The 19,164-nt window shown below is 56.2% G+C and carries 14 protein-coding genes; all 14 read left to right on the top strand.

Annotated features, from left to right (window positions below):
- Positions 1-45: 45 nt before the first annotated feature.
- The 14 genes from U6G28_08045 (at position 46) to U6G28_08110 (ending at position 19,037) form a co-directional block, all read left to right on the top strand.
- Positions 46-1,026, top strand: a complete 981-nt coding sequence (locus tag U6G28_08045) for a phosphatase PAP2 family protein (GenBank protein WRS29473.1) — start codon at positions 46-48, stop codon at positions 1,024-1,026.
- A gap of 4 nt (positions 1,027-1,030) precedes the next feature.
- Complete coding sequence (locus U6G28_08050) at positions 1,031-3,478, top strand: glycoside hydrolase family 3 C-terminal domain-containing protein (protein WRS29474.1); 2,448 nt, start codon at positions 1,031-1,033, stop codon at positions 3,476-3,478.
- A gap of 4 nt (positions 3,479-3,482) precedes the next feature.
- The gene (locus tag U6G28_08055) at positions 3,483-6,260 is read left to right on the top strand and encodes a glycoside hydrolase family 3 C-terminal domain-containing protein (protein ID WRS29475.1); all 2,778 of its coding nucleotides are present in this window, start codon (positions 3,483-3,485) and stop codon (positions 6,258-6,260) included.
- A gap of 494 nt (positions 6,261-6,754) precedes the next feature.
- Positions 6,755-7,387, top strand: coding sequence for a translation initiation factor IF-3 (gene infC / locus U6G28_08060; GenBank protein ID WRS31219.1), 633 nt, complete (start codon positions 6,755-6,757; stop codon positions 7,385-7,387).
- A 74-nt stretch (positions 7,388-7,461) separates the two neighbouring features.
- Complete coding sequence (gene rpmI, locus U6G28_08065) at positions 7,462-7,656, top strand: 50S ribosomal protein L35 (GenBank protein ID WRS29476.1); 195 nt, start codon at positions 7,462-7,464, stop codon at positions 7,654-7,656.
- Positions 7,657-7,685: 29 nt separating this feature from the next.
- Entirely contained in the window at positions 7,686-8,069 is a 384-nt protein-coding gene (gene rplT / locus U6G28_08070) for a 50S ribosomal protein L20 (GenBank protein ID WRS29477.1), read from the top strand.
- A 36-nt stretch (positions 8,070-8,105) separates the two neighbouring features.
- Complete coding sequence (locus U6G28_08075) at positions 8,106-8,909, top strand: RNA methyltransferase (GenBank protein ID WRS29478.1); 804 nt, start codon at positions 8,106-8,108, stop codon at positions 8,907-8,909.
- Positions 8,910-9,026: 117 nt separating this feature from the next.
- On the top strand, positions 9,027-10,025 hold the full coding sequence (locus U6G28_08080) for a thiamine-phosphate kinase (GenBank protein WRS29479.1): 999 nt from the start codon (positions 9,027-9,029) through the stop codon (positions 10,023-10,025).
- Between the two features lie 160 nt (positions 10,026-10,185).
- Entirely contained in the window at positions 10,186-11,475 is a 1,290-nt protein-coding gene (locus tag U6G28_08085; protein ID WRS29480.1) for an extracellular solute-binding protein, read from the top strand.
- 81 nt (positions 11,476-11,556) lie between these two features.
- Entirely contained in the window at positions 11,557-12,504 is a 948-nt protein-coding gene (locus U6G28_08090) for a sugar ABC transporter permease (protein WRS29481.1), read from the top strand.
- Complete coding sequence (locus U6G28_08095) at positions 12,504-13,379, top strand: carbohydrate ABC transporter permease (protein ID WRS29482.1); 876 nt, start codon at positions 12,504-12,506, stop codon at positions 13,377-13,379. Before U6G28_08090 ends, U6G28_08095 begins: the two co-directional genes overlap by 1 nt.
- A gap of 198 nt (positions 13,380-13,577) precedes the next feature.
- Positions 13,578-14,582: a ferrochelatase gene (hemH, locus tag U6G28_08100; protein ID WRS29483.1), complete on the top strand. Its 1,005-nt coding sequence runs from the start codon at positions 13,578-13,580 to the stop codon at positions 14,580-14,582.
- A 76-nt stretch (positions 14,583-14,658) separates the two neighbouring features.
- Positions 14,659-17,298 (top strand): ATP-binding cassette domain-containing protein, encoded by a 2,640-nt coding sequence (locus U6G28_08105; GenBank protein ID WRS29484.1) that lies wholly within the window; start codon positions 14,659-14,661, stop codon positions 17,296-17,298.
- On the top strand, positions 17,295-19,037 hold the full coding sequence (locus tag U6G28_08110) for an ABC transporter ATP-binding protein (GenBank protein ID WRS29485.1): 1,743 nt from the start codon (positions 17,295-17,297) through the stop codon (positions 19,035-19,037). The genes U6G28_08105 and U6G28_08110 overlap by 4 nt, the downstream gene beginning before the upstream one ends.
- The last annotated feature ends 127 nt before the right edge of the window (positions 19,038-19,164 follow it).

A 19,164-nucleotide genomic window follows, 5' to 3' on the forward strand; every position in this document is an offset into this window, starting at 1 on the left:
TCATCTCACATAGAGTTTGACAGCCTTAGATCAGAGGGGATCTCCATGAGCGAACCCGGACTAGAAGTAGCCCCTAACGGGGTTGATCGCCCGCTGATTTCCCGAGTAAACGCGATGGTTCTTGGTGGAATAATCGTCGCTTTGGTTCTAGTCGGGAGCTTTTGGGACCTGCAGATATCCGAGTTACTCTTTGACCCAACTGTGCTCTCGGATCCTAGGCACGCCAATGTTTTCGGCGTGTTTGGCGCCGCGTTCGGCGAGGTTCCTTTGGGCCTGGCAATGGTCACCGCCGGGACGCTGTTCATTGCTTACAGAGAGCGAAACAGGACGTGGACGATGATCCTCCAGTTGGTTGGAGGAATACTGCTGTTTTTGGTAGGAACGCTGCTAGTAATGTACTTGCCGTCGAGGTATCTGCCTATATCGCTTGTTGCTACGACCATAATCGGAGCGGTGATAGTCGTTGCTGTCACGTGGGGTGTTCTGAAGTTAGCATCCGGGGCCGATGGAAAACTGGCACTCCGCGTCGCTCTGGTCCTGTTCGTGGTGGCGGTGGTTGAACTCGTCCTAGTCAATGTGATCAAGATCGGTTGGGAGCGTCCCCGGATGAGAATGCTTGAGGAAATGGCCGGGGAAGGAATCGATGGTCTCGGTTTCAACTCCTGGTGGCAGATCGGAGATGCCGCTAAGGCTGAAGTAACCGGTACCGGGCTGATCGAACACGAGGAGTTCAAATCCTTCCCGTCGGGGCACACGGCTAACGCGGCACTGCTAATAATGCTGACTGTTCTCCCCGTTTTGCGCCCCGCTCTGGAGAAATGGAAGGGAGCGTTCTTCTGGATTGGGGCTGTATGGGCGTTCATGGTTGCGTTCTCCCGAATGGTTATGGGCGCTCATTTTCTGACCGACACTATGTTCGGACTGACGGTGACGTTCATAACGATCCTGGTCGTGTACCGGCTTGTTTTTCCTAATGGCTTGACCACCGATATCGAGTCACTGCCAGACCGTCCGAGAAAGGTGTGAGCGCGTGAGCACAACCGTTAGCCATCCCGACCTAATCGATCAGATGACTCTCGACGAGAAGGCGGCGCTGATGTCCGGGGCCAACTTCTGGAACACGAAGAGCATCGACCGACTGGACATTCCGTCGATCATGCTCACCGATGGACCACACGGTCTGCGAAAGCAAGCGGGTGCGGCCGACCATCTCGGACTAAACGCGTCCGTCCCGGCGACGTGTTTCCCGACCGCTGCGACGTTAGCGAACACTTGGGATCGCGATCTACTGTTCGAAATTGGAGCAGCACTGGGAGCTGAGGCGGCAGCCGAAAACGTTAGTGTTCTTCTAGGCCCCGGCATGAACATCAAGCGCAACCCGCTTGGAGGAAGAAACTTCGAGTACTTTTCTGAGGATCCGTTGCTGTCGGGTGAACTCGCTGCGGCATTCGTAATGGGGGTGCAGTCTAAGGGTGTCGGCGCGTCGGTTAAGCACTTCGCAGTTAACAGTCAGGAAACGCACCGGATGAGTGTTGACGAGGTGGTCGATACCCGCGCACTCCACGAAATCTATCTTGAGGGCTTCCGCATAGCGATTGAGAAAGCCAAGCCCTACACGGTCATGTCAGCGTACAACCGAGTGAACGGGGAGTACGCGAACGAGAGCCAGGAACTAATGACTGATGTCCTCCGCAACCGGTGGGGTTACAAGGGCCTCGTGGTAACCGACTGGGGTGGAAGTAACGACCGAGTGGCTGGAATCCTGGCGAGCAATGCACTTGAGATGCCGTCGACGGGCGGAATCACGGACGCGGAGATTGTCGATGCCGTAAAGACGGGAGCCTTGGACGAAAGAATCCTTGATCAGCGAGTCGACGAGCTCCTGACTCTTATTGATCGCACAGCGACCGCCCGCATACCTGGCGTTGCTCCCGACCTTGAAACAAACCACGTCCTTGCTGAGCAGGGCGCGCTGGAGGGGCTAGTTCTTCTAAAGAACCACGACGGAGCGTTGCCACTCAAACCGGGGATCCGCGTTGCCGTTGTCGGTGAGTTTGCGCAGAAAATCCGGATTCAGGGCGCTGGAAGTTCTCTGGTGAATCCAACTCGGGATACTTCGCCGCTCGAAGAAATGGAGGCGGCCGGAGTCAACGTGATCGGATTCGCCCCCGGTTATAGGCGACACGGTGGCTGGTCGCAGCGCATGAGAGAAGAAGCAAACCAGTTGGCTAGGCGAGCGGACCGGGTTATTTTCTTCGCCGGGCTCGACGAATCAAGTGAGGGCGAATGCGCTGATAGGCGTCACATGCACCTCCCGAAGAATCAGTTGATTCTGCTACGAGATCTGATTCGTGCCGGTCATAGGATTACCGTGGTTCTAGTTGGGGGATCGCCAGTCGAACTGCCGTTTGAGCCAGCCGTCGACTCCATCCTTGGCGGCTATCTCTCGGGGCAGGGCGCGGCTCACGCTATCGCCCAGGTACTGATGGGAAAGTCAAACCCTAGTGGACACTTGGCGGAGACCTGGCCCCTGACGTACGAAGACGTGCCCTCGTCGAGCGACTTTGGCTTGGGCGAAACCACGCAGGAGCACCGCGAGAGCATCTACGTCGGCTATCGCTACTATGACAAGGTCCAAGCGCCCGTCAGATACTGCTTCGGGCACGGCCTGAGTTACACCTCGTTTACCTTTACCGACATGGTTGCAGATAGTGAGGGGGCGACGGTGAGCGTGCAGAACACCGGTGATCGAGACGGTGCCGAAGTGGTGCAGGTATACCTTCGTCCCCCAACGGAACTAGGTTTTGTAGCGCCTCAGTCACTTCAGGGCTTCATTAGAATTCGTCTTGCAGCGGGAGAGACGAAGACGGTTCAGATTCCTTTCGCCGAACACGCGTTTGATGTTTTTGACGTTGCGGGGGACGACTGGCGTCGGATCGGAGGGACGTACGAGGTTCTGATCGGGTCTTCCTCACGAGACATTCGATTGCGAACGACCATCGAGGTCAAGGGCGAGGAAGCTAAGCTCCCGTATGAACCTTCGGCTCTGTCCAGTTACTACTCAGGGTGGGTGAAGAGGGCTTCAGACCAGGAGTTTGCCACGCTGCTTGGTCGAGAACTCCCCGAGCTCCACTGGGATCGGACAGCTCCTTTGAACAGGTTGAGCATTCTGGCCGAAACGAAGGGGCGAGGAGGACTGGCCAGCGGTGTGCACGGTCTGTTGTCCGCCACCCAGAAGGCCCTCGGAGTAGCGGGGCGCCCCATCGATGCCAATCAGATCAATTTCGCGTTGGATTTACCTTTGCGGAACCTTCCGAGATTCTCTGCTGGGGCGTTCAGTGAGGCGGCACTCGATGTGCTACTAGATGCTCTCAACGGTGAGTGGCGACGGGTTTTTGCACGCGCTCGCAACCTGCCAAAGCGACTGAAGACCAGATCAAGTTCAAGGACCCAAGAAATGGGCACAAGCGAAAGATAGTGCGTTGACAGACCAAGCAGAGATTCCCGAATCGGCTGGATCAGTATCCGAGTCTGTGAGGCGGAGTCGCAAAGAGATAAAGCGTGACGCAGTAGCGGCCGCGCGAGAAGAAAAAGACGCAAGGATAGCGATTAAGGCGTTGCCTCCAAAAGAGCGTAAGGCAGCGGAGAACGCAGCAAAAGAAACCAACAAGCGAGAAAAGACGGCGCGGCAAGCGGCACGAAAGCAAATGCCTCGTTCTGAGCGGAAAGCGGACAAACGCGAAGCTCGCATTTTCCGCAAGGTTGCGCATCGTCGTCGTAGAGCAGTCGGATGGGGAATTGTTGCAGTCGTAGTGGTGGGAGTAGCAGTGGCCGCCGCCCCCTACGTGTCGGACATCAGGCGCCTGTTCAGCATTACTGCCAACTCAGAAACTGCTGAAGGGCAGGCCGCGCGTGAAGCGGGAATGCGGGTTGCGAATCAGGTCTCGGACGAGGGACTTGTGCTACTAAAGAACGATGGTGACCTGCTGCCGGTCCGAGATGGAAAGATTAACGTCTTCGGTTTCGCCTCGTTCAATGTGCGCTACGGCGGCGGCGGGTCGGGCGGAGCTGATCTCTCACAGGCCGTTAACCTATATGACGCTCTTCAAGGTGCCGGTATCGAATACAACCCGGAGCTGTTCAAGACGATGCAGGACAACGGAGCCTCGCTCAACACGGCTAACTCCACCGGATTGGTCCAGGTCGTAAAGTCGTTCGTCCTGCCGACCAAGGAAGATGAAAAAGCCCCGACGTACCTGACGGATGAAGTCATGGAACAGGCGGCTCAATTCTCAGATGTTGCTCTGGTGGTGATTGGAAACGATGGGGTTGAGGCTCAAGACTTCGCTCCCGAACAACTGCGACTTACCCAGGTTCAGCGTGACCTGCTTGATCGCATTTCTTCTAAGTTCGAGAACATCGTTGTCATCATTAACTCTGGTAATCAGATGGAACTTGGGTTTCTCGACGAGTACCCGCAGATCAAGAGTGCCTTATGGATTGGTACCCCCGGTCCGTTCGGCACGGTCTCACTGGCGGATACGCTCGCAGGAGATATCAACCCATCAGGACGCCTGAGCAACACGTACGCATACGACGTCGAGACGGCCCCTGCAACCGTCAATTTCGGTGACTACAAGTACGAGAACGCCAAGCGGGCATTCCTCAACTACCAAGAGGGGATCTACGTCGGATACCGCTATTACGAAACACGGTATGAGGCGGACGAGGCCGGGTACCAACAGGCGGTTCAGTTCCCGTTTGGCTATGGTTTGAGTTACACAGACTTCGAATGGAAGGTCTCAGAGCCGGTTATTGACGCAGATCAGATTGCGATTGTTGTCGAAGTGACCAACAGCGGCAGCCGCGCGGGGAAGGACGTTGTTCAGGTCTACTACACCCCACCATGGAGCGAGGGTGGAATCGAGAAGTCCTCGAAGAACCTGGTGGCGTACCAGAAGACCTCTGAGATTGCCCCTGGAGACACCGAAACGGTGAAGTTGGTGTTCCCAGTGCGCGACATGTCCTCGTGGGACGAGTCTGGCGGCGGAGGATACGTACTTGATGCCGGAGGTTACAAGATCCACGTGAGTAGCGACGCTCACAACTCCGTTGCCGCGTTCGACTATGTCGTTCCTACGAGGGTCGAGTATCGACAAGACGAGGTAACGGGCACGGAGCTTATGAACCTGTTCCCCTATGCGCACGGTGATTTTTCCTATCTATCACGCGGTGACTGGGAGGGCACGTATCCAAATCCCGACGACAGGAACTATGTCGCAAGTCAAGAGTTACTGGATGCCATGTTCCCAAAGGATATTCCGGCCGAGGGAGAACTCCCGATCTACGGTGCGGACAACGGGATCATGCTCGCTGATCTCAAGGGTCTTTCCTTCAATGACGCCAAGTGGGATCTGTTCCTTGACCAACTTACTAAGGAGGAGCAGGTCAATCTGTTCTCCCGTGGTGGTTGGAAGACTGAGTCGGTGGATCGACTGGGAATTCCCTCCACCGTACTGCTCGATGGGCCAGCGGGTCTCAACTCATTCTTCAGCAACGTGACTGCAGCGTCGTATCCGACAGCGGCAACAGTGGCGTCGACCTGGAATGACGAACTGGCCCAGACCATCGGTGACGCGGTCGGTGAGGAAGCAAACGCCTACGGAGTTCAGGGATGGTACGCGCCGGGGATGAACATCCAGCGAAGCGCACTTGGCGGACGCAACTTCGAGTACTACTCTGAGGACCCGCTTCTGTCAGGCAAGATGGGTGCCGCAATGGTGCGCGGAGCAGAGAATCAGGGCATCGTCACGTTCATGAAGCACTTTGTGCTGAACGATCAGGAAATCAATGCGCGGAGCGGCGTTAATGTCTTCGCGAACGAGCAGGCAATGCGTGAGCTCTATCTACGTCCCTTCGAAATCACGGTTAAGGAGGGCGGCGGGACAGGCGCAATGTCCTCATTCATCCATATCGGTCCAATTTGGTCCGGCGGCAACTCCCAGCTATTGCAAGACCTGTTGCGGGAGCAGTGGGGATTTGAGGGTGTAGTTTCGACCGATGCGGTTCTTGGCGGGTTCATGAACCCCACATTTGCAGCGCTGAATGGAAACGACCTGATGCTTTCGGCAATGGGTAGTGCCACAGCGAAGACCACGATGAACGCGGTCAACCACGATCCGGTCGGTGTTGGGAATGCCCTGCGTGAACGAGTTCACCAAATCTGTTACATGGTTTTGGAATCGAACTTGTTTGACTAGGTTGTGCCTCCTATATCTCTGCTCGCTGTGGTGATCGGGAAATCCGCGTTTGCTACGTTGTTATCGTTGGCTTTGCCACCAGCAAAGCAAAGCCTCCTCTTCCGCCTTGCAACCACGAATTTCCCGGGCATCCTCGCCTGAGCACAGATATAGGAGACACGCCCTAGTTGTGTCAGCGGGGTCGTGTGAGTGATCGCACGGCCCCGTTGTGGGCTGGCTCCTGCTTCCGAGGGAGGCGCTACTGCTAAAGTTGTCATCGACCGTAAGGGTCACGTCATCAGTCGTGGCTCGACGTAAGTGGAGAAATCCCACCTGGGTGCCGATATCAGGCCCAGCCGCAAGCGGCAGGGAAGATAAGAAGACAGGCGCCGGGTAACAGACGGAATGCTTTCGCATGCCGCCTGGATTTCTCCGTTGCCACGTCAAAGGGCACGGAGTTTTTCTTTGCCCGAAAGAAGTTTTGGAAGGAGAGTCCCATCAGCGACGAACTTCGTATTAATGACCGCATCCGTGTACCCGAGGTGCGACTAGTTGGCCCTGCGGGCGAACAGGTCGGAGTTGTGCGCGTTGAAGATGCGCTACGGGTTGCCGAAGATGCCGGTTTAGACCTGGTTGAGGTGGCCCCAGATGCGCGTCCTCCGGTCGCGAAACTGATGGACTATGGGAAGTTCAAGTACGAGGCCGGACAAAAGGCCCGCGATGCTCGCCGCAATCAGGCGAACACTGCGCTGAAGGAAATTCGCTTCCGCATTAAGATCGACGAGCACGATTTCGAGACAAAGACCGGACATGTTCGCCGGTTCCTTGAGCAGGGGGACAAGGTCAAGGTAATGATCATGTTCCGTGGGCGCGAGCAGCAGCGTCCGGAGGCGGGTATTCGTCTTCTTCAACGTCTCGCAGAGCAGGTCGAAGAGATCAGCACAGTGGAGTCTCTACCGCGTCAGGATGGACGCAATATGACGATGGTTCTTGCTCCGACTCGCAGGAAGGCAGACGCAATGGTTGACCAGCGCGAACGCCGACGCGCCGAGCGGGAAGCACGCCGCGCGAAGCACGAGGAACGGGCTCAGCGAGACACTGCTAGGCACGGAAAGCCTCAGGCCGACTCACAGACCAACGAACAGTAGTAGAACAGACTTCTGCGCGCGGGCCTCTAACGGGGTCTGGATGCGTCGCAGGAAAACGAAATAGGGAAAAGAAGATGCCGAAGAACAAGACTCACTCCGGTGCTAAGAAGCGCTTTCGCACCACGGGCTCTGGAAAGCTCATGCGCCAGCGCGCTGGTCGCCGTCACCTGCTCGAACACAAGTCCTCACGCCGTACACGCCGTCTAGAGGGTGACGTTGTCGTTGCAAAGAACGACCAGAAAGAAGTTCGTCGCCTGCTGGGCAAGTGACGCTGAACTGGAAATAGGAGAGAACTTCAATGGCACGTGTAAAGCGCTCAGTCAACGCTAAGAAGAAGCGTCGCGAGGTACTTGAACAGGCATCGGGCTACCGCGGACAGCGTTCACGCCTGTACCGCAAGGCGAAAGAACAGGTAACCCACTCAAACGTCTACGCCTACCGCGATCGTCGTAATAAGAAGCGTGACTTCCGTCGTCTGTGGATCCAGCGCATCAACGCTGCGGCTCGCGCCGAGGGACTAACCTACAACCGCCTTATCCAGGGCCTTAACTTGGCAGGGGTTGAAGTTGATCGCCGTATGCTCGCTGAGTTGGCCGTCAACGAGCCTGCCAGCTTCTCGGCACTCGTAAAGGTTGCAAAGGACGCGCTGCCCGAGGACGTAAACGCCCCTAAGGCCGCCTAGTTTCGCTTCGTAAGAACGCAAGTAGAACGCCCGCTCATGCTCGACAACACCAGGTCCGAACGGATCAGGAAAGTTACGGCGCTGAGCGGGCGTTCTGCGCGAAAAAAGAGCGGAAGCATCCTGGTCGAAGGCCCTGGGGCAGTGAAAGAACTGGTGCAGTTCCGAGCCGAGTGCATCCTCGATGTCTATTTTTCTGAGGAAGCTATTAAGCGCAACGCGGCTCTGTTCCAACTTGCTAACGAGTCAGTGCAGTGGGTTCATGTGGTTTCCCCTGAGGTGTCCGACAGATTATCGAAAGAGTCACAGGGAGTTGTAGCGGTTGCCCGCAAGGAGGCAATAAACGCTGTCGGGATTGACTCTGAATCGGGTAAATCTGCGTTCTGGGTCCTACTTCCGAAGACGCAGGACCCGGGGAACCTAGGAACTCTCGTTCGCACCGCCGACGCCATGGGAGCGCGTGGAGTTCTTCTGGGACAGGGAACATGCGAGGTGTCTAACCCCAAGGTGATTCGCGCTTCCGCCGGATCGGTGTTCCATCTCCCCGTCGCCTACGGAGACTTTTTTGACGCGGTGACAGAGCTACAGCGGAAAAAAGTCGTGGTGCTCGGCACCGCTCTACACACTGATTCAGTCGCTCTTTCGGACCTAATGACTGATACCGTGAGCTCGCTCGACGGACCGCATGCATGGGTGTTCGGAAATGAAGCGCGGGGTCTGACCGCGCATGAAATGAGCGTCTGTGACCGCCTGGTTCACATCCCGATGCACGGTGAAGCCGAGTCGCTTAACGTCGCTTCAGCGGCAGCAATGTGCATGTTCGCTTCGAGCCTTGCGGGCTAGGATTGAGTCAAGTACCCCACTCCGGTTTGCCAATCACATCGGGAGTCGACACGCCGCAAATTCCGGCCAAAATACCCCCTATCTGATTGGCAAACCCAGAAGACGAGGCGGATGACATTGGCGCAAAGACTCCTGGTTAGCGACCTTTCCGAGGGACAGATTCTTTCTCGAATCCTTCCAATCCTCCCGCAGGGGAAGTATGCCATCCTCGGTTCCGGTGACGACTGCGCAGTCGTCCAGTCACCGGGGGGAAGGTTTGCCGTAACAACCGATGTGCTAGTTGAAAACGTTCATTTCCGCCGCGACTGGTCCAATCCCGACGAAATCGGAATGAGGGCTGCGGTCCAGAATCTTTCTGATGTGAATGCGATGGGGGCGCACACGACGGCGCTGGTGGTTTCGCTGGTACTGCCTCCCGACCTTGAGATTGACTGGCTTGAAAGGTTCGCTGGGGGACTTGCGGCGGTGGTTGCTCCGACCGGAGCCGGGATCGTTGGGGGCGATCTCAGCAGGGGAGAGGGGCTAGTAATCTCCGTGACCGCTCATGGGAAGCTATCGAACTCGCCAATCACTCGATCTGGAGCGCGTCCAGGTGACACGCTTGCTGTTGTCGGTAACCTGGGATACTCCGCCGCTGGATTGGCGGCCCTGTCGAGTGGAGCGGTGTCGGGATCCCTGCATGGCGCTGACGTTCCGGTTCCCTATCGCAGAGCGGTTGCTTTGTATCGCTGTCCAGAGGCCCCGCTGGAGGCCGGCCCTCTTGCTGCTAGCAGGGGAGCGACGGCGATGCTCGACATCTCAGACGGCCTGGTCGAGGACGGCATCCGTATGGCCGAGGCATCCGATGTAACCCTTGATTTGACGCGTAACGCCCTCGCTTCGCGGGTTGAGGAACTCTCGGAGGTCGGAAACGAACTCGGTGTCGATCCGTTGGAATGGGTGCTATATGGCGGTGAAGATCACGGACTCTTGGTTGCTTTCCCTCCCTATGTCCTAGTTACCGCTCCGTTCACTGCGATCGGAACCATCGGCGAACGCAAGTTTGCTCGGTCTGAGCTGGTTACCCTAGATCGGGTTCCGCTCGAGCAACGCGGTTTCGATCATTTCCGTTCATAACAGGGCCATCCGACCTGTTGGATAATATGTGCGGAACCCGAACTTAGGTCACTTCTTGATAACGACTGGCGTTAGTGGCGACTGGTCCCGAAGCCCAGATGTAACCTTGCATTAGTCCAGGCTTCTAAGGTGAGCTTGGTTACAGAAAGGATCTTCAAAGGTGAAGAGAATTACTGCACTCAGCGCGGTCGCGGTTGCGGGCGCGCTTTTGCTAAGTGCTTGCGGTGGTGGCGGCTCCAACACCACCGAGAGTGGCAAAGACACGACGACCCCGGAAGAGGGTGCCACTGGCGATAGTCTCAAGACCTCCATCTCGATTCTTGCGCCCTCCTACTCTGAATCGTCAAAGAGCGATTGGGAGGCGATCATTGCTGAATTCAACAAGAGCTACCCCGATGTCGAGGTAAACCTGCAGATTGAAGGATGGGACGACTTCTCATCCAAGGTCCAGGCTCGAATCCAGGCGAAAGACTATCCGGACATCCTAAATGACAACACTTTCTCCGCTGCGGCCGAGGGGGGACTGCTCTATCCGATCGATGAAGTTCTTAGTCCCGAGGTAATGTCGGCAATCGAGCCCGCGCTGCTAAAGAACGGTCTGGGCGCCGACGGCACACAGTGGGCCGCGCCCGATGTGGCGTCCTCACGTCTACTCGCATACAACACGAAACTCCTTGAAGAGGCTGGAGTATCGGAAGTTCCAACGACGTGGGACGGTCTGATGGATGCGGCGAAGAAAGTCCAGGCCCTAGGCGGGGACACCTATGGCTACGGACTACCGCTGGGTCGTGAAGAGGCGCAGGTCGAAAGCTCCCTGTGGCTCTGGGGCGCAGGGGGAGACTGGGACGTCGACGGCAACCTGGTCGCCGACCAGCCAACCGTCGTCGAAGCATTCACTCAGATGAAGGCAATGATCGACGCCGATGCGGTGCAACCTGATCCGGGAGCAACCAATCGCCAACAGGCAGCCGATCTGTTCAACAATGGCAAGCTGGGCATGATGGTTAGCCACTCCGGTCTGCTCGGCGTTACTCGCTCAGATTTCCCGGACGTTGAGTTTGCCCTAGCTCCCGTCCCCTCGAAAGAAGGCGAGCCCGTCGCCATTGGAGTTACTGACTTCATTCTGGCCTTTGATAACGGCGACGCTGACAAGAAGGCAGCAACGTCCGCATTCCTTGATCTTCTATACAGCGATGCGCTGTATGAGACCTGGTATCAGGGTACCGGCCTACTCCCGGTAACCAAGTCGATGATCGAGAAGGGCAAAGCTAACGATGCTGACAACGCAACGTTCTACGATGCTCTTGAGTACGTGAAGTTCCTCCCCGTTGGCAACCCACAGTGGGACTCGCTACAGGCGGCGCTTCAGGGTACCGCCGGGAGCATCCAAAGTGATGGTCCCGAAAGCGTTGTGCAATCGATCCAAGCTCAGCTTGACGCCGGTATGTAGCTATTGACGGTTACGGTGGCACTGGAACAAGGTATTCGGTGCCACCGTCTCGGCATGTTCACATTCAACGCGGAGTAACCAATGTCAAGATCCCCGGCTAGTGAAAATCAAGAGTCTAAGAAGAGGGCGAAAACAAAACAACGAAAGGAAACGTTAGCTGCTCTTCCCTGGCTCACCCCGACCCTACTGCTAATCGTTGGCGTCGTCTTGATGCCAGCGGCCCTGCTCATCTATTACTCGTTTGTAAAGTTCAACCGATACGGAATCGCCCAAGGATTTACTGGTCTAGACAACTATGTTGGTAAAGCCGGAGCGCTGACATTCCCCGGCGTTCCGATCCAGAGGATTTTTCTCAACACGGTCATCTGGGTAATCGTGGTTGTCGCTATCACGGTCCTGTTGTCACTCGCGCTGGCACAGTTTCTCAACAAGGATTTTCGGTACCGAAAGTTGATTCGGCTATTCGTTATCCTTCCCTGGGCAAGTTCGGTGGTTATGACAACGACTGTCTTCAACTACGGGCTGCAGACAGACGTAGGTCTGTTCAACCGACTGTTGGTAGACACCGGAATACTGGAAAAAGCCTACGGATTCACCAAAGACCCCCAGTCAGCGTTCTGGGTTGCAGTTTTTGTCGCGATCTATGTCTCGCTTCCCTTCACCACATACACGATTCTTGCTGGTCTTCAGGCGGTGCCCCAGGACGCCATGGAGGCGGCTCATGTTGACGGAGCAGGACCATGGCAGAGGTATTGGCACATTGTGCTTCCATCACTGCGGCCAGCCATCGCTGTCGCAGCACTGATAAACATCATTAATGTTTTCAACTCGCTACCAATTCTGAAAATACTTAATGAGACTCCGGGCTACAACGCCGGCCAGATTACGACGACTTTGGTATTCGAGTACAAAACTCAGCTGGGCCCTGGCGTCGCCAGTGCGTTGTCGGTACTGAACTTCATGTTCTGTCTGGTTATCGTTGCGATCTATCTCTATGTGGTCAAGCCAACGAAGGAGGTTGATGCGTGATGTCGAACAAAACAGAGAAGAAGACCAAATACAGGGGCACCAGTCCGATCAATCGGCCTCCAAACCCCTGGCTGACGGCACTAGGTTCAATCCTGATTGTCGTCTTTTTCAGCTTCCCATATGCGCTGATGGTGATCACGTCACTGAAAACCCAGGCGGACGTGCGAAAGATTCCACCAGAGTTCTTTCCATCGAACCCCCAGTTTTCTAACTACCTAACGGTCTGGGGTTCAAACGTCCAACCCGGCAAGTCGCTGCTGGCAACCGCAGTCATTGCGTTTGGGGCGACAATCGTGGTTCTGTTGGTTGCGACCCCGGCGGCGTATTACGTGGCGCGTTTTCGGTTTCGAGGAAGACTAATCTTCCTACTCCTGGTGCTGACCACGCAGATGCTACAGCCGACGGTTTTGGCTGTTGGGCTGTATCAGCAGTTCTCAGGTTGGCAGGGATATGCGGTTTGGGGTGCCTTGATCTTGATCAATGGTGCATTCAACCTTTCCTTTGCCATCTGGATGATGCAGGCGTTCTTTTCATCGATTCCGAAGGAGATTGACGAGGCGGCGCTTCTTGATGGGTTGGGTCGAATGCAGACCATGTTCAAGATTTCTCTTCCGCTAGTGTGGCCGGGAATCGTCACCGCGATCGTGTTCGTCTTTGTGAACACTTGGAATGAGTATGCGGCCGCGTTCATCCTGGTTCAGGACCCGGACCTTCAGCCGCTTACAGTATCGATGCCGAGATTCCTTGGTCTCTACATCAAGGACTGGCAGTACCTCTTCACCACTGCCGTTATCGCGATTGTGCCTGTTGTCATTCTGTTCGCCATGATTGAGAAGAAGCTGATCGGGGGCCTGGCCGCTGGGGGGATCAAGTAGGCACAGACGGCCGATTTGTATATTGCGGGGCAGGCATCATTCGGCTTGATCTCCCCGGATGCCGCCCGTAGCCCGCGACTAGCCTTCCTCCGCATCATCCTGCTGGCGTCCAACCCCTTGGACGCCAGCCTAAAGGCATTAGGCTATGTGGGGTGCAGGGCTACCTGCTATGAATTTGGGATGCTTGAGGTGGATTTAGTGACGAAGAAACCGGTGGATAAGCCGTGTCTGATTCTGGTGAATCTAGGAAGTCCAGACGAACCAACAACCAGGTCGGTTAGGAAATACCTCCGAGAGTTTCTCTCTGACCGCCGAGTCGTTGAGACGCATCCCGTGTTGTGGCGTCCCGTCCTTGACGGAATAATCCTGCAGGTTCGCCCCAAGAAATCTGCCGAGAAGTACGCGATGGTCTGGGGCGAGGTACATCCACCACTGGTTGAGTACACCATTGATCAGGCCGAGGCAGTTCAGCGCGCCCTAGGGGACACCGCCGAGGTCCGCTACGCGATGCGATATGGAAGTCGCGGCCTGCAGGCCGCTCTTACCAGCGCATACGAGGATGGCTATCGGAGGGTTGCCGTTTTCCCGCTTTACCCGCAATATTCGGCGTCGTCTCTGGGAACCATTAGTGACGAGGTATTCCGATACGGTCTGAAAGCCCGGGACCAGTTTGATCTCCGCATCACCCGCTCTTTCCAGACATTCCCGCCGTACATCGAAGCCATGGCAGTGGCTTTGGAACAGTCATGGCAGCAAAACGGGCGTCCGGACTTCGCGTCGGGAGACAAGCTCGTCCTGAGCTACCACGGTATTCCTCAGGCGATGGCTCAAAATGGTGATCCGTATCCGGATGAGTGCAACCAGACGACCGAAGCGCTACGGGTGCGATTGGGTCTTGACGAGTCCGATATCGTGCACGCCTACCAGTCCAAGTTTGGCCCTGCTCCTTGGCTACTCCCGGCAACAATCGACACGGTAGGAGCCCTCGGTGCTGGTGGAACCAAAAGGATTGACGTTCTCTGCCCAGGCTTTGTAAGTGACTGCCTCGAGACGCTTGAGGAAATCGAGATGCTCAATCGTGAGACTTTCGAAGAGGCTGGGGGGCGAGAGTTCAACTACATTCCCTGGGGAAACAACAAGCCGGATTGGCTTGACGCACTTTCCGACCTTTCCAAGAACGCTCTGGCGGGATGGATTGAGTGATTCCCCTCTTCAAACCGATAATCCACTAAGTTAGGCTTACCTAAGTTATAGTAATTTTCCTGACTTAGGTGAGCATTTGAGCGCTAAACAGGCGGCAGCAACGGCTTCGTCAGAAGAAGCCGTTACCACGGAGCACAGGCGGGGTAAACGCGGCTGGGAAGGCGCGATGATGCGCTCTTTTGGAGCCGTTGATCACCTGGTTACTGTCACCGGAACCGAGCAGACTGCTCCGCACATTGTCCGCGTTTCAATGTGTTCAAAGACGTTACTCGGTGAACTTCCGATCGGTCCCACTAACTGGGTTAGGTTCTGGTTTCCAGATGACAAAGGCTTTGAGCATCAGCGCGCGTACACGCTCATAGATCCTGACCCAGAGAGCGGGAAGTTCAGTTGCGACTTTGTGCTCCACACTCCGGCGGGACCCGCAGCCAGTTGGGCTCAGCGTACGAAGCCTGGCGACCGTCTTGAGGCAATGGTCATGGGATCCCAGCCGTTTGAAGTCTCGGTTGATACTCCCGCCGGATACCTGCTGGCCGGTGACACAGCCTCGTTGCCTGCCATCAATCAGATTCTTTCCACGATCCCGGAGCACGTGCCGGTCGAGGTCTACCTCGAACAACACGAGCCGGGCGATCTTGAACTCCCCATAACTACTCATCCAAAGGCATCGATTCACTGGATTCCAAGGAATGGAACAAGCTCGCTGACCACCGCAGTAGACTCCCGTGACTGGTCCAATTGGTATGCCTGGATGGCCTCGGAAGCGGGATCACTTAAGATGCTCCGTGCGAGTTTGACCGACCGGTTTGGCTTTCCGAAATCTGCCCTATATGGCCGTGCCTACTGGTCCGAGGGAAAGGCAATGGGTAAAGGGCGTGAGGTTGAACCGAACGGGGCATCCTCCTCCGTAGAAGACTATGGGGCGAAGATCGAGGTAGAAACCCCCACGGTCCTCCCGGAAGGCGAGAAGGGGCGGTGGAAGTCTCAGGGCGGCACCGAACTACTGAGCCACTTGAAAACAACGTTCTGGATCGCGGGTATCGTTCAGGTATTGGTGACGCTCCTCGAACTGGCACCTTTCGTCCTTCTCGCGCACCTCGCGACTCAGATGGCGCAGGGAGACGGCCTCCCGGCGATGCGATCAACCCTGGTCGCCGCAATTCTAACGATGCTGGGCGGGACACTATTGGGGATTGCGCTGATGTTCTGGCTCCATTTGGTGGATGCGAAGTTTGAGCGGGACCTGCGTTCTCGACTGCTTACGAAGTTTGTGCATCTGCCGCTCAGTTGGTTCTCTTCCCGGAACTCTGCAAAGGTAAAACGACTGGTTCAAGACGACCCCCTCTCGCTTCACTACCTGGTAACCCACGCGGTTCCGGATGCCGTGGCGGCGGTTGTAGCCCCTCTCATGGTGCTGGTCTATCTATTTGTTGTCCAGTGGCGACTAGCTCTGCTACTGCTAATCCCAGTTCTGGTCTACCTCGTCATCATGTACGTCATGCTTGTGGTTTCTTCGGAGAAGACGCCGCAGTCGGTGAAGTGGGCCGAGGCAATGGACGGTGAGGCGGCCGCGTACATCGAAGCGCAACCGGTAGTTCGTGTTTTTGGAGGAGCGAAACGTTCCTCGTTCAACCGGCGACTTGGCGAGTATGTGCGTTTCCTCGGAGATTGGCAGCGTCCGTTCTCGTCAAAGAAGGCGCTGATGGATATCGCCACTCGTCCAGCTACCTTCCTCTTGATCATCGTGGTGTTTGGTACCTGGCTAATCACCTCTGGGAAGATGCCCGCGGGCGAGATATTGCCTTTCCTCCTGCTAGGTACAACTTTCGGTTCGCGCCTGCTCGGTCTTGGATACGGGCTTGGAGGACTACGCGACGGTATGGAGGCGGCGCGGCGGATCAAGAACGAACTGGATCAGCCTGAACTCGAGTTGCGTGAGTCAGTTCCAATGCTGCTTAGCTCGGATAGCCCCAAGATTTCGCTAAAGAATGTCAGTTTTGAATACGAGGTTGGGGTGCCGGTTCTATCAGACGTCAACCTTGAAATCGAGCCTGGAACGACAGTTGCCCTGGTCGGACCGTCGGGTTCTGGCAAGTCCACGCTGGCTTCTCTTATCGCCAGATTCAATGATCCGACATCCGGTTCTATTGCGCTGGACGGTACGGACTTACGCGACATCACATCCGATGATCTGTATCGAACCGTTGGTTTCGTCTTCCAGGACCCGGGACTGGTCAGTGGCACCGCCTTCGAGAACATCGCGTTGGCAAAGCCCGAGGCAGAACATGACTCGGTAGAAGGCGCCGCCAAGGCTGCCCAAATCCACGAACGAATTGAAGCTATGCCCGGTGGATACCAAATCAAGTTCGGTCAAGCACCACCGCTTTCTGGCGGCGAGAAACAGCGCGTTGCAATTGCTCGCGCCCTTCTTGCTGACACCCCGATCTTGGTTTTGGACGAGGCGACCGCCTTCGCGGATCCTGAATCCGAGTACCAGGTGCAGCGTGCGATCAATAAGTTGACTGCGGGTCGAACCGTCATTGTCATTGCTCACCGACTTCAGACCATTGCGGGTGCTGACCGCATAGTGGTCATGGACAGGGGAGAAATTATCGAGTCAGGAGATCACGGAGAGCTTTTGAACCTCGGGGGTAAGTACGCCCAGATGTGGGATGTCGCCAAGCATTCGGCCGATCAAGAAGGGCCGCGAAAATGATTCGGACATTCCTCGAACTACTGCCGTCCGAAAGCCGATCCGAGCTTCGATCATACGGGTTTTGGAGCGCCATTAGTGCACTACTGCGAGCAGTAGCAACGCTGATGGTGATTCCCTTGATTTCAGCCCTGTTTGGCGGAAATCCTGGGGAGGCGTGGCCCTGGGTTGGACTTGTGGCTCTGGCGACTGTTCTTGGCTGGTTTGTCGATAAGCTGGCTGCGAACCTCGCTTTCGATATAGGTTTCTCACTACTGGAAAACGCGCAGGGTAAGGCTGCCGGTCGACTTTCCGGAGTCGAGCTTGGCTGGTTTGGTCAGAAAAAGTCGGCTACTTCCCGGCAGGCCATTGCCGCCATCGGTCCAGACATGGTCGGATTAGTGGTCTACCTGTTTACGCCGTTGATTGCATCGGTATTGGTTCCCCTGATAGTTGCGGTGGGACTTCTGTTTGTTTCGTGGCCGTTAGGCCTCGCCGCACTGCTGTTCCTGCCGCCCCTAATCGCCGTGTACTTTGCCGGGGCCTCATTCTCTCGAAAGGCCGAACGAGACGCAGAGACAACAAATGAGGAGCTGTCTTCCAGCCTGTTGGAGTTTGCGAGGACGCAGGCAACACTACGAGCTTCCCGGCGGGTGGAGGGTGAAAACAGCCGGGTGGCGGGAGTACTTGAGAACCAGCACCGGGCAATGCTCGGCCTGGTCAGTGCGCAAGTTCCAGGGCAGTTCATGTTTATGGTTGTTAGCCAACTAGCTCTGTTCACCCTGGTTGGCATATCTGTCTATCTGACGATTTCTGGATTTGTTGGTCTTCCGGTGGGTGTAGCTCTACTCGTTACATCAGTGCGTTACATGGAGCCGCTTTCGGTACTTGCGATGCTGGCACCGGGGATTGAAACGATCACTTTGACCCTTCGCAGGCTACGCACCGTCCTAAACGCGCCGGTTCGTGAGTCAGGGTCAATCGCGTTTGCTCCTGATGGCGCACCTCAGATATCTCTGCGTGGAGTCACGTATGCATATGGGGCAGGGGATGACGAAACAGCCGTTATCAGGAACCTCGACCTGGACCTGAAAGCTGGGGAGACAACCGCAGTTGTCGGTCCCTCGGGGTCTGGAAAATCAACCCTGTTGAAACTTGCTGCCGGACTGATTGAACCAACCGTTGGAACTGTTGTGCTCGACTCGGAGGTGAGACTCGCTGACCTGGATCAAGATTCCCGAGAGGACCTGATTTCGGTTGTGTTCCAGGAACCGTACTTGTTTGAGGGAACGCTACGGGACAACGTGCTTCTTGGTAGGCCAGAAGCAGGCTCGGAGCAGCTGGAGGAAGCGGCATCAAGAGCCCGTCTCCAGACGGTCCTCGAACAGGTTCTCGGCGGATGGTCGGCTCGGATTGGGGAGGGTGGAGCGACTCTTTCGGGAGGCGAGCGTCAGAGGGTATCGATTGCAAGGGCGCTGATCAGCAAAGCGCCGATCCTCCTGCTTGATGAGGCAACCAGCGCCCTGGATCCGGAGAACGAGGTGGCACTGATGGATGCCGTGCGTTCAGATGAGGGGAAACGCACTCAGCTACTCGTTACTCACTCGCTCAAGACCGTGGAGTTCGCTGATCGAGTCCTGTTCATGGAAGAAGGCCAAGTCGTGGAGGACGGGACTGTCCCAGAACTGCTGGACAAGAATGGAAGATTTGCTGAGTTCTGGCGCCAGCAGAGTCAGGTTGGAAACTGGCGCTTGGGGGCCTGAGTACTTTACTCCCTCGCCTCTCCTCCTGTTTGCCAATCAGATCGGGGCGCGACACGCCGCAAAATCCTGGCGAAAAACCCCCGATCTGATTGGCAAACAGGAGGAGAGGGAAACAAAGAACCCCTCG

The sequence above is a fragment of the Actinomycetaceae bacterium MB13-C1-2 genome (assembly GCA_035621235.1).
In the GTDB taxonomy this organism is placed as follows: domain Bacteria; phylum Actinomycetota; class Actinomycetes; order Actinomycetales; family Actinomycetaceae; genus Scrofimicrobium.

Bases quoted from the DNA above. Each gene is read 5' to 3' on its own strand.
- rplT (WRS29477.1), top strand. From the start codon at position 7,686: ATGGCACGTGTAAAGCGCTCAGTCAACGCTAAGAAGAAGCGTCGCGAG.
- U6G28_08045 (WRS29473.1), top strand. From the start codon at position 46: ATGAGCGAACCCGGACTAGAAGTAGCCCCTAACGGGGTTGATCGCCCG.
- U6G28_08110 (WRS29485.1), top strand. From the start codon at position 17,295: ATGATTCGGACATTCCTCGAACTACTGCCGTCCGAAAGCCGATCCGAG.
- U6G28_08075 (WRS29478.1), top strand. From the start codon at position 8,106: ATGCTCGACAACACCAGGTCCGAACGGATCAGGAAAGTTACGGCGCTG.
- rpmI (WRS29476.1), top strand. From the start codon at position 7,462: ATGCCGAAGAACAAGACTCACTCCGGTGCTAAGAAGCGCTTTCGCACC.
- U6G28_08095 (WRS29482.1), top strand. From the start codon at position 12,504: ATGTCGAACAAAACAGAGAAGAAGACCAAATACAGGGGCACCAGTCCG.
- U6G28_08090 (WRS29481.1), top strand. From the start codon at position 11,557: ATGTCAAGATCCCCGGCTAGTGAAAATCAAGAGTCTAAGAAGAGGGCG.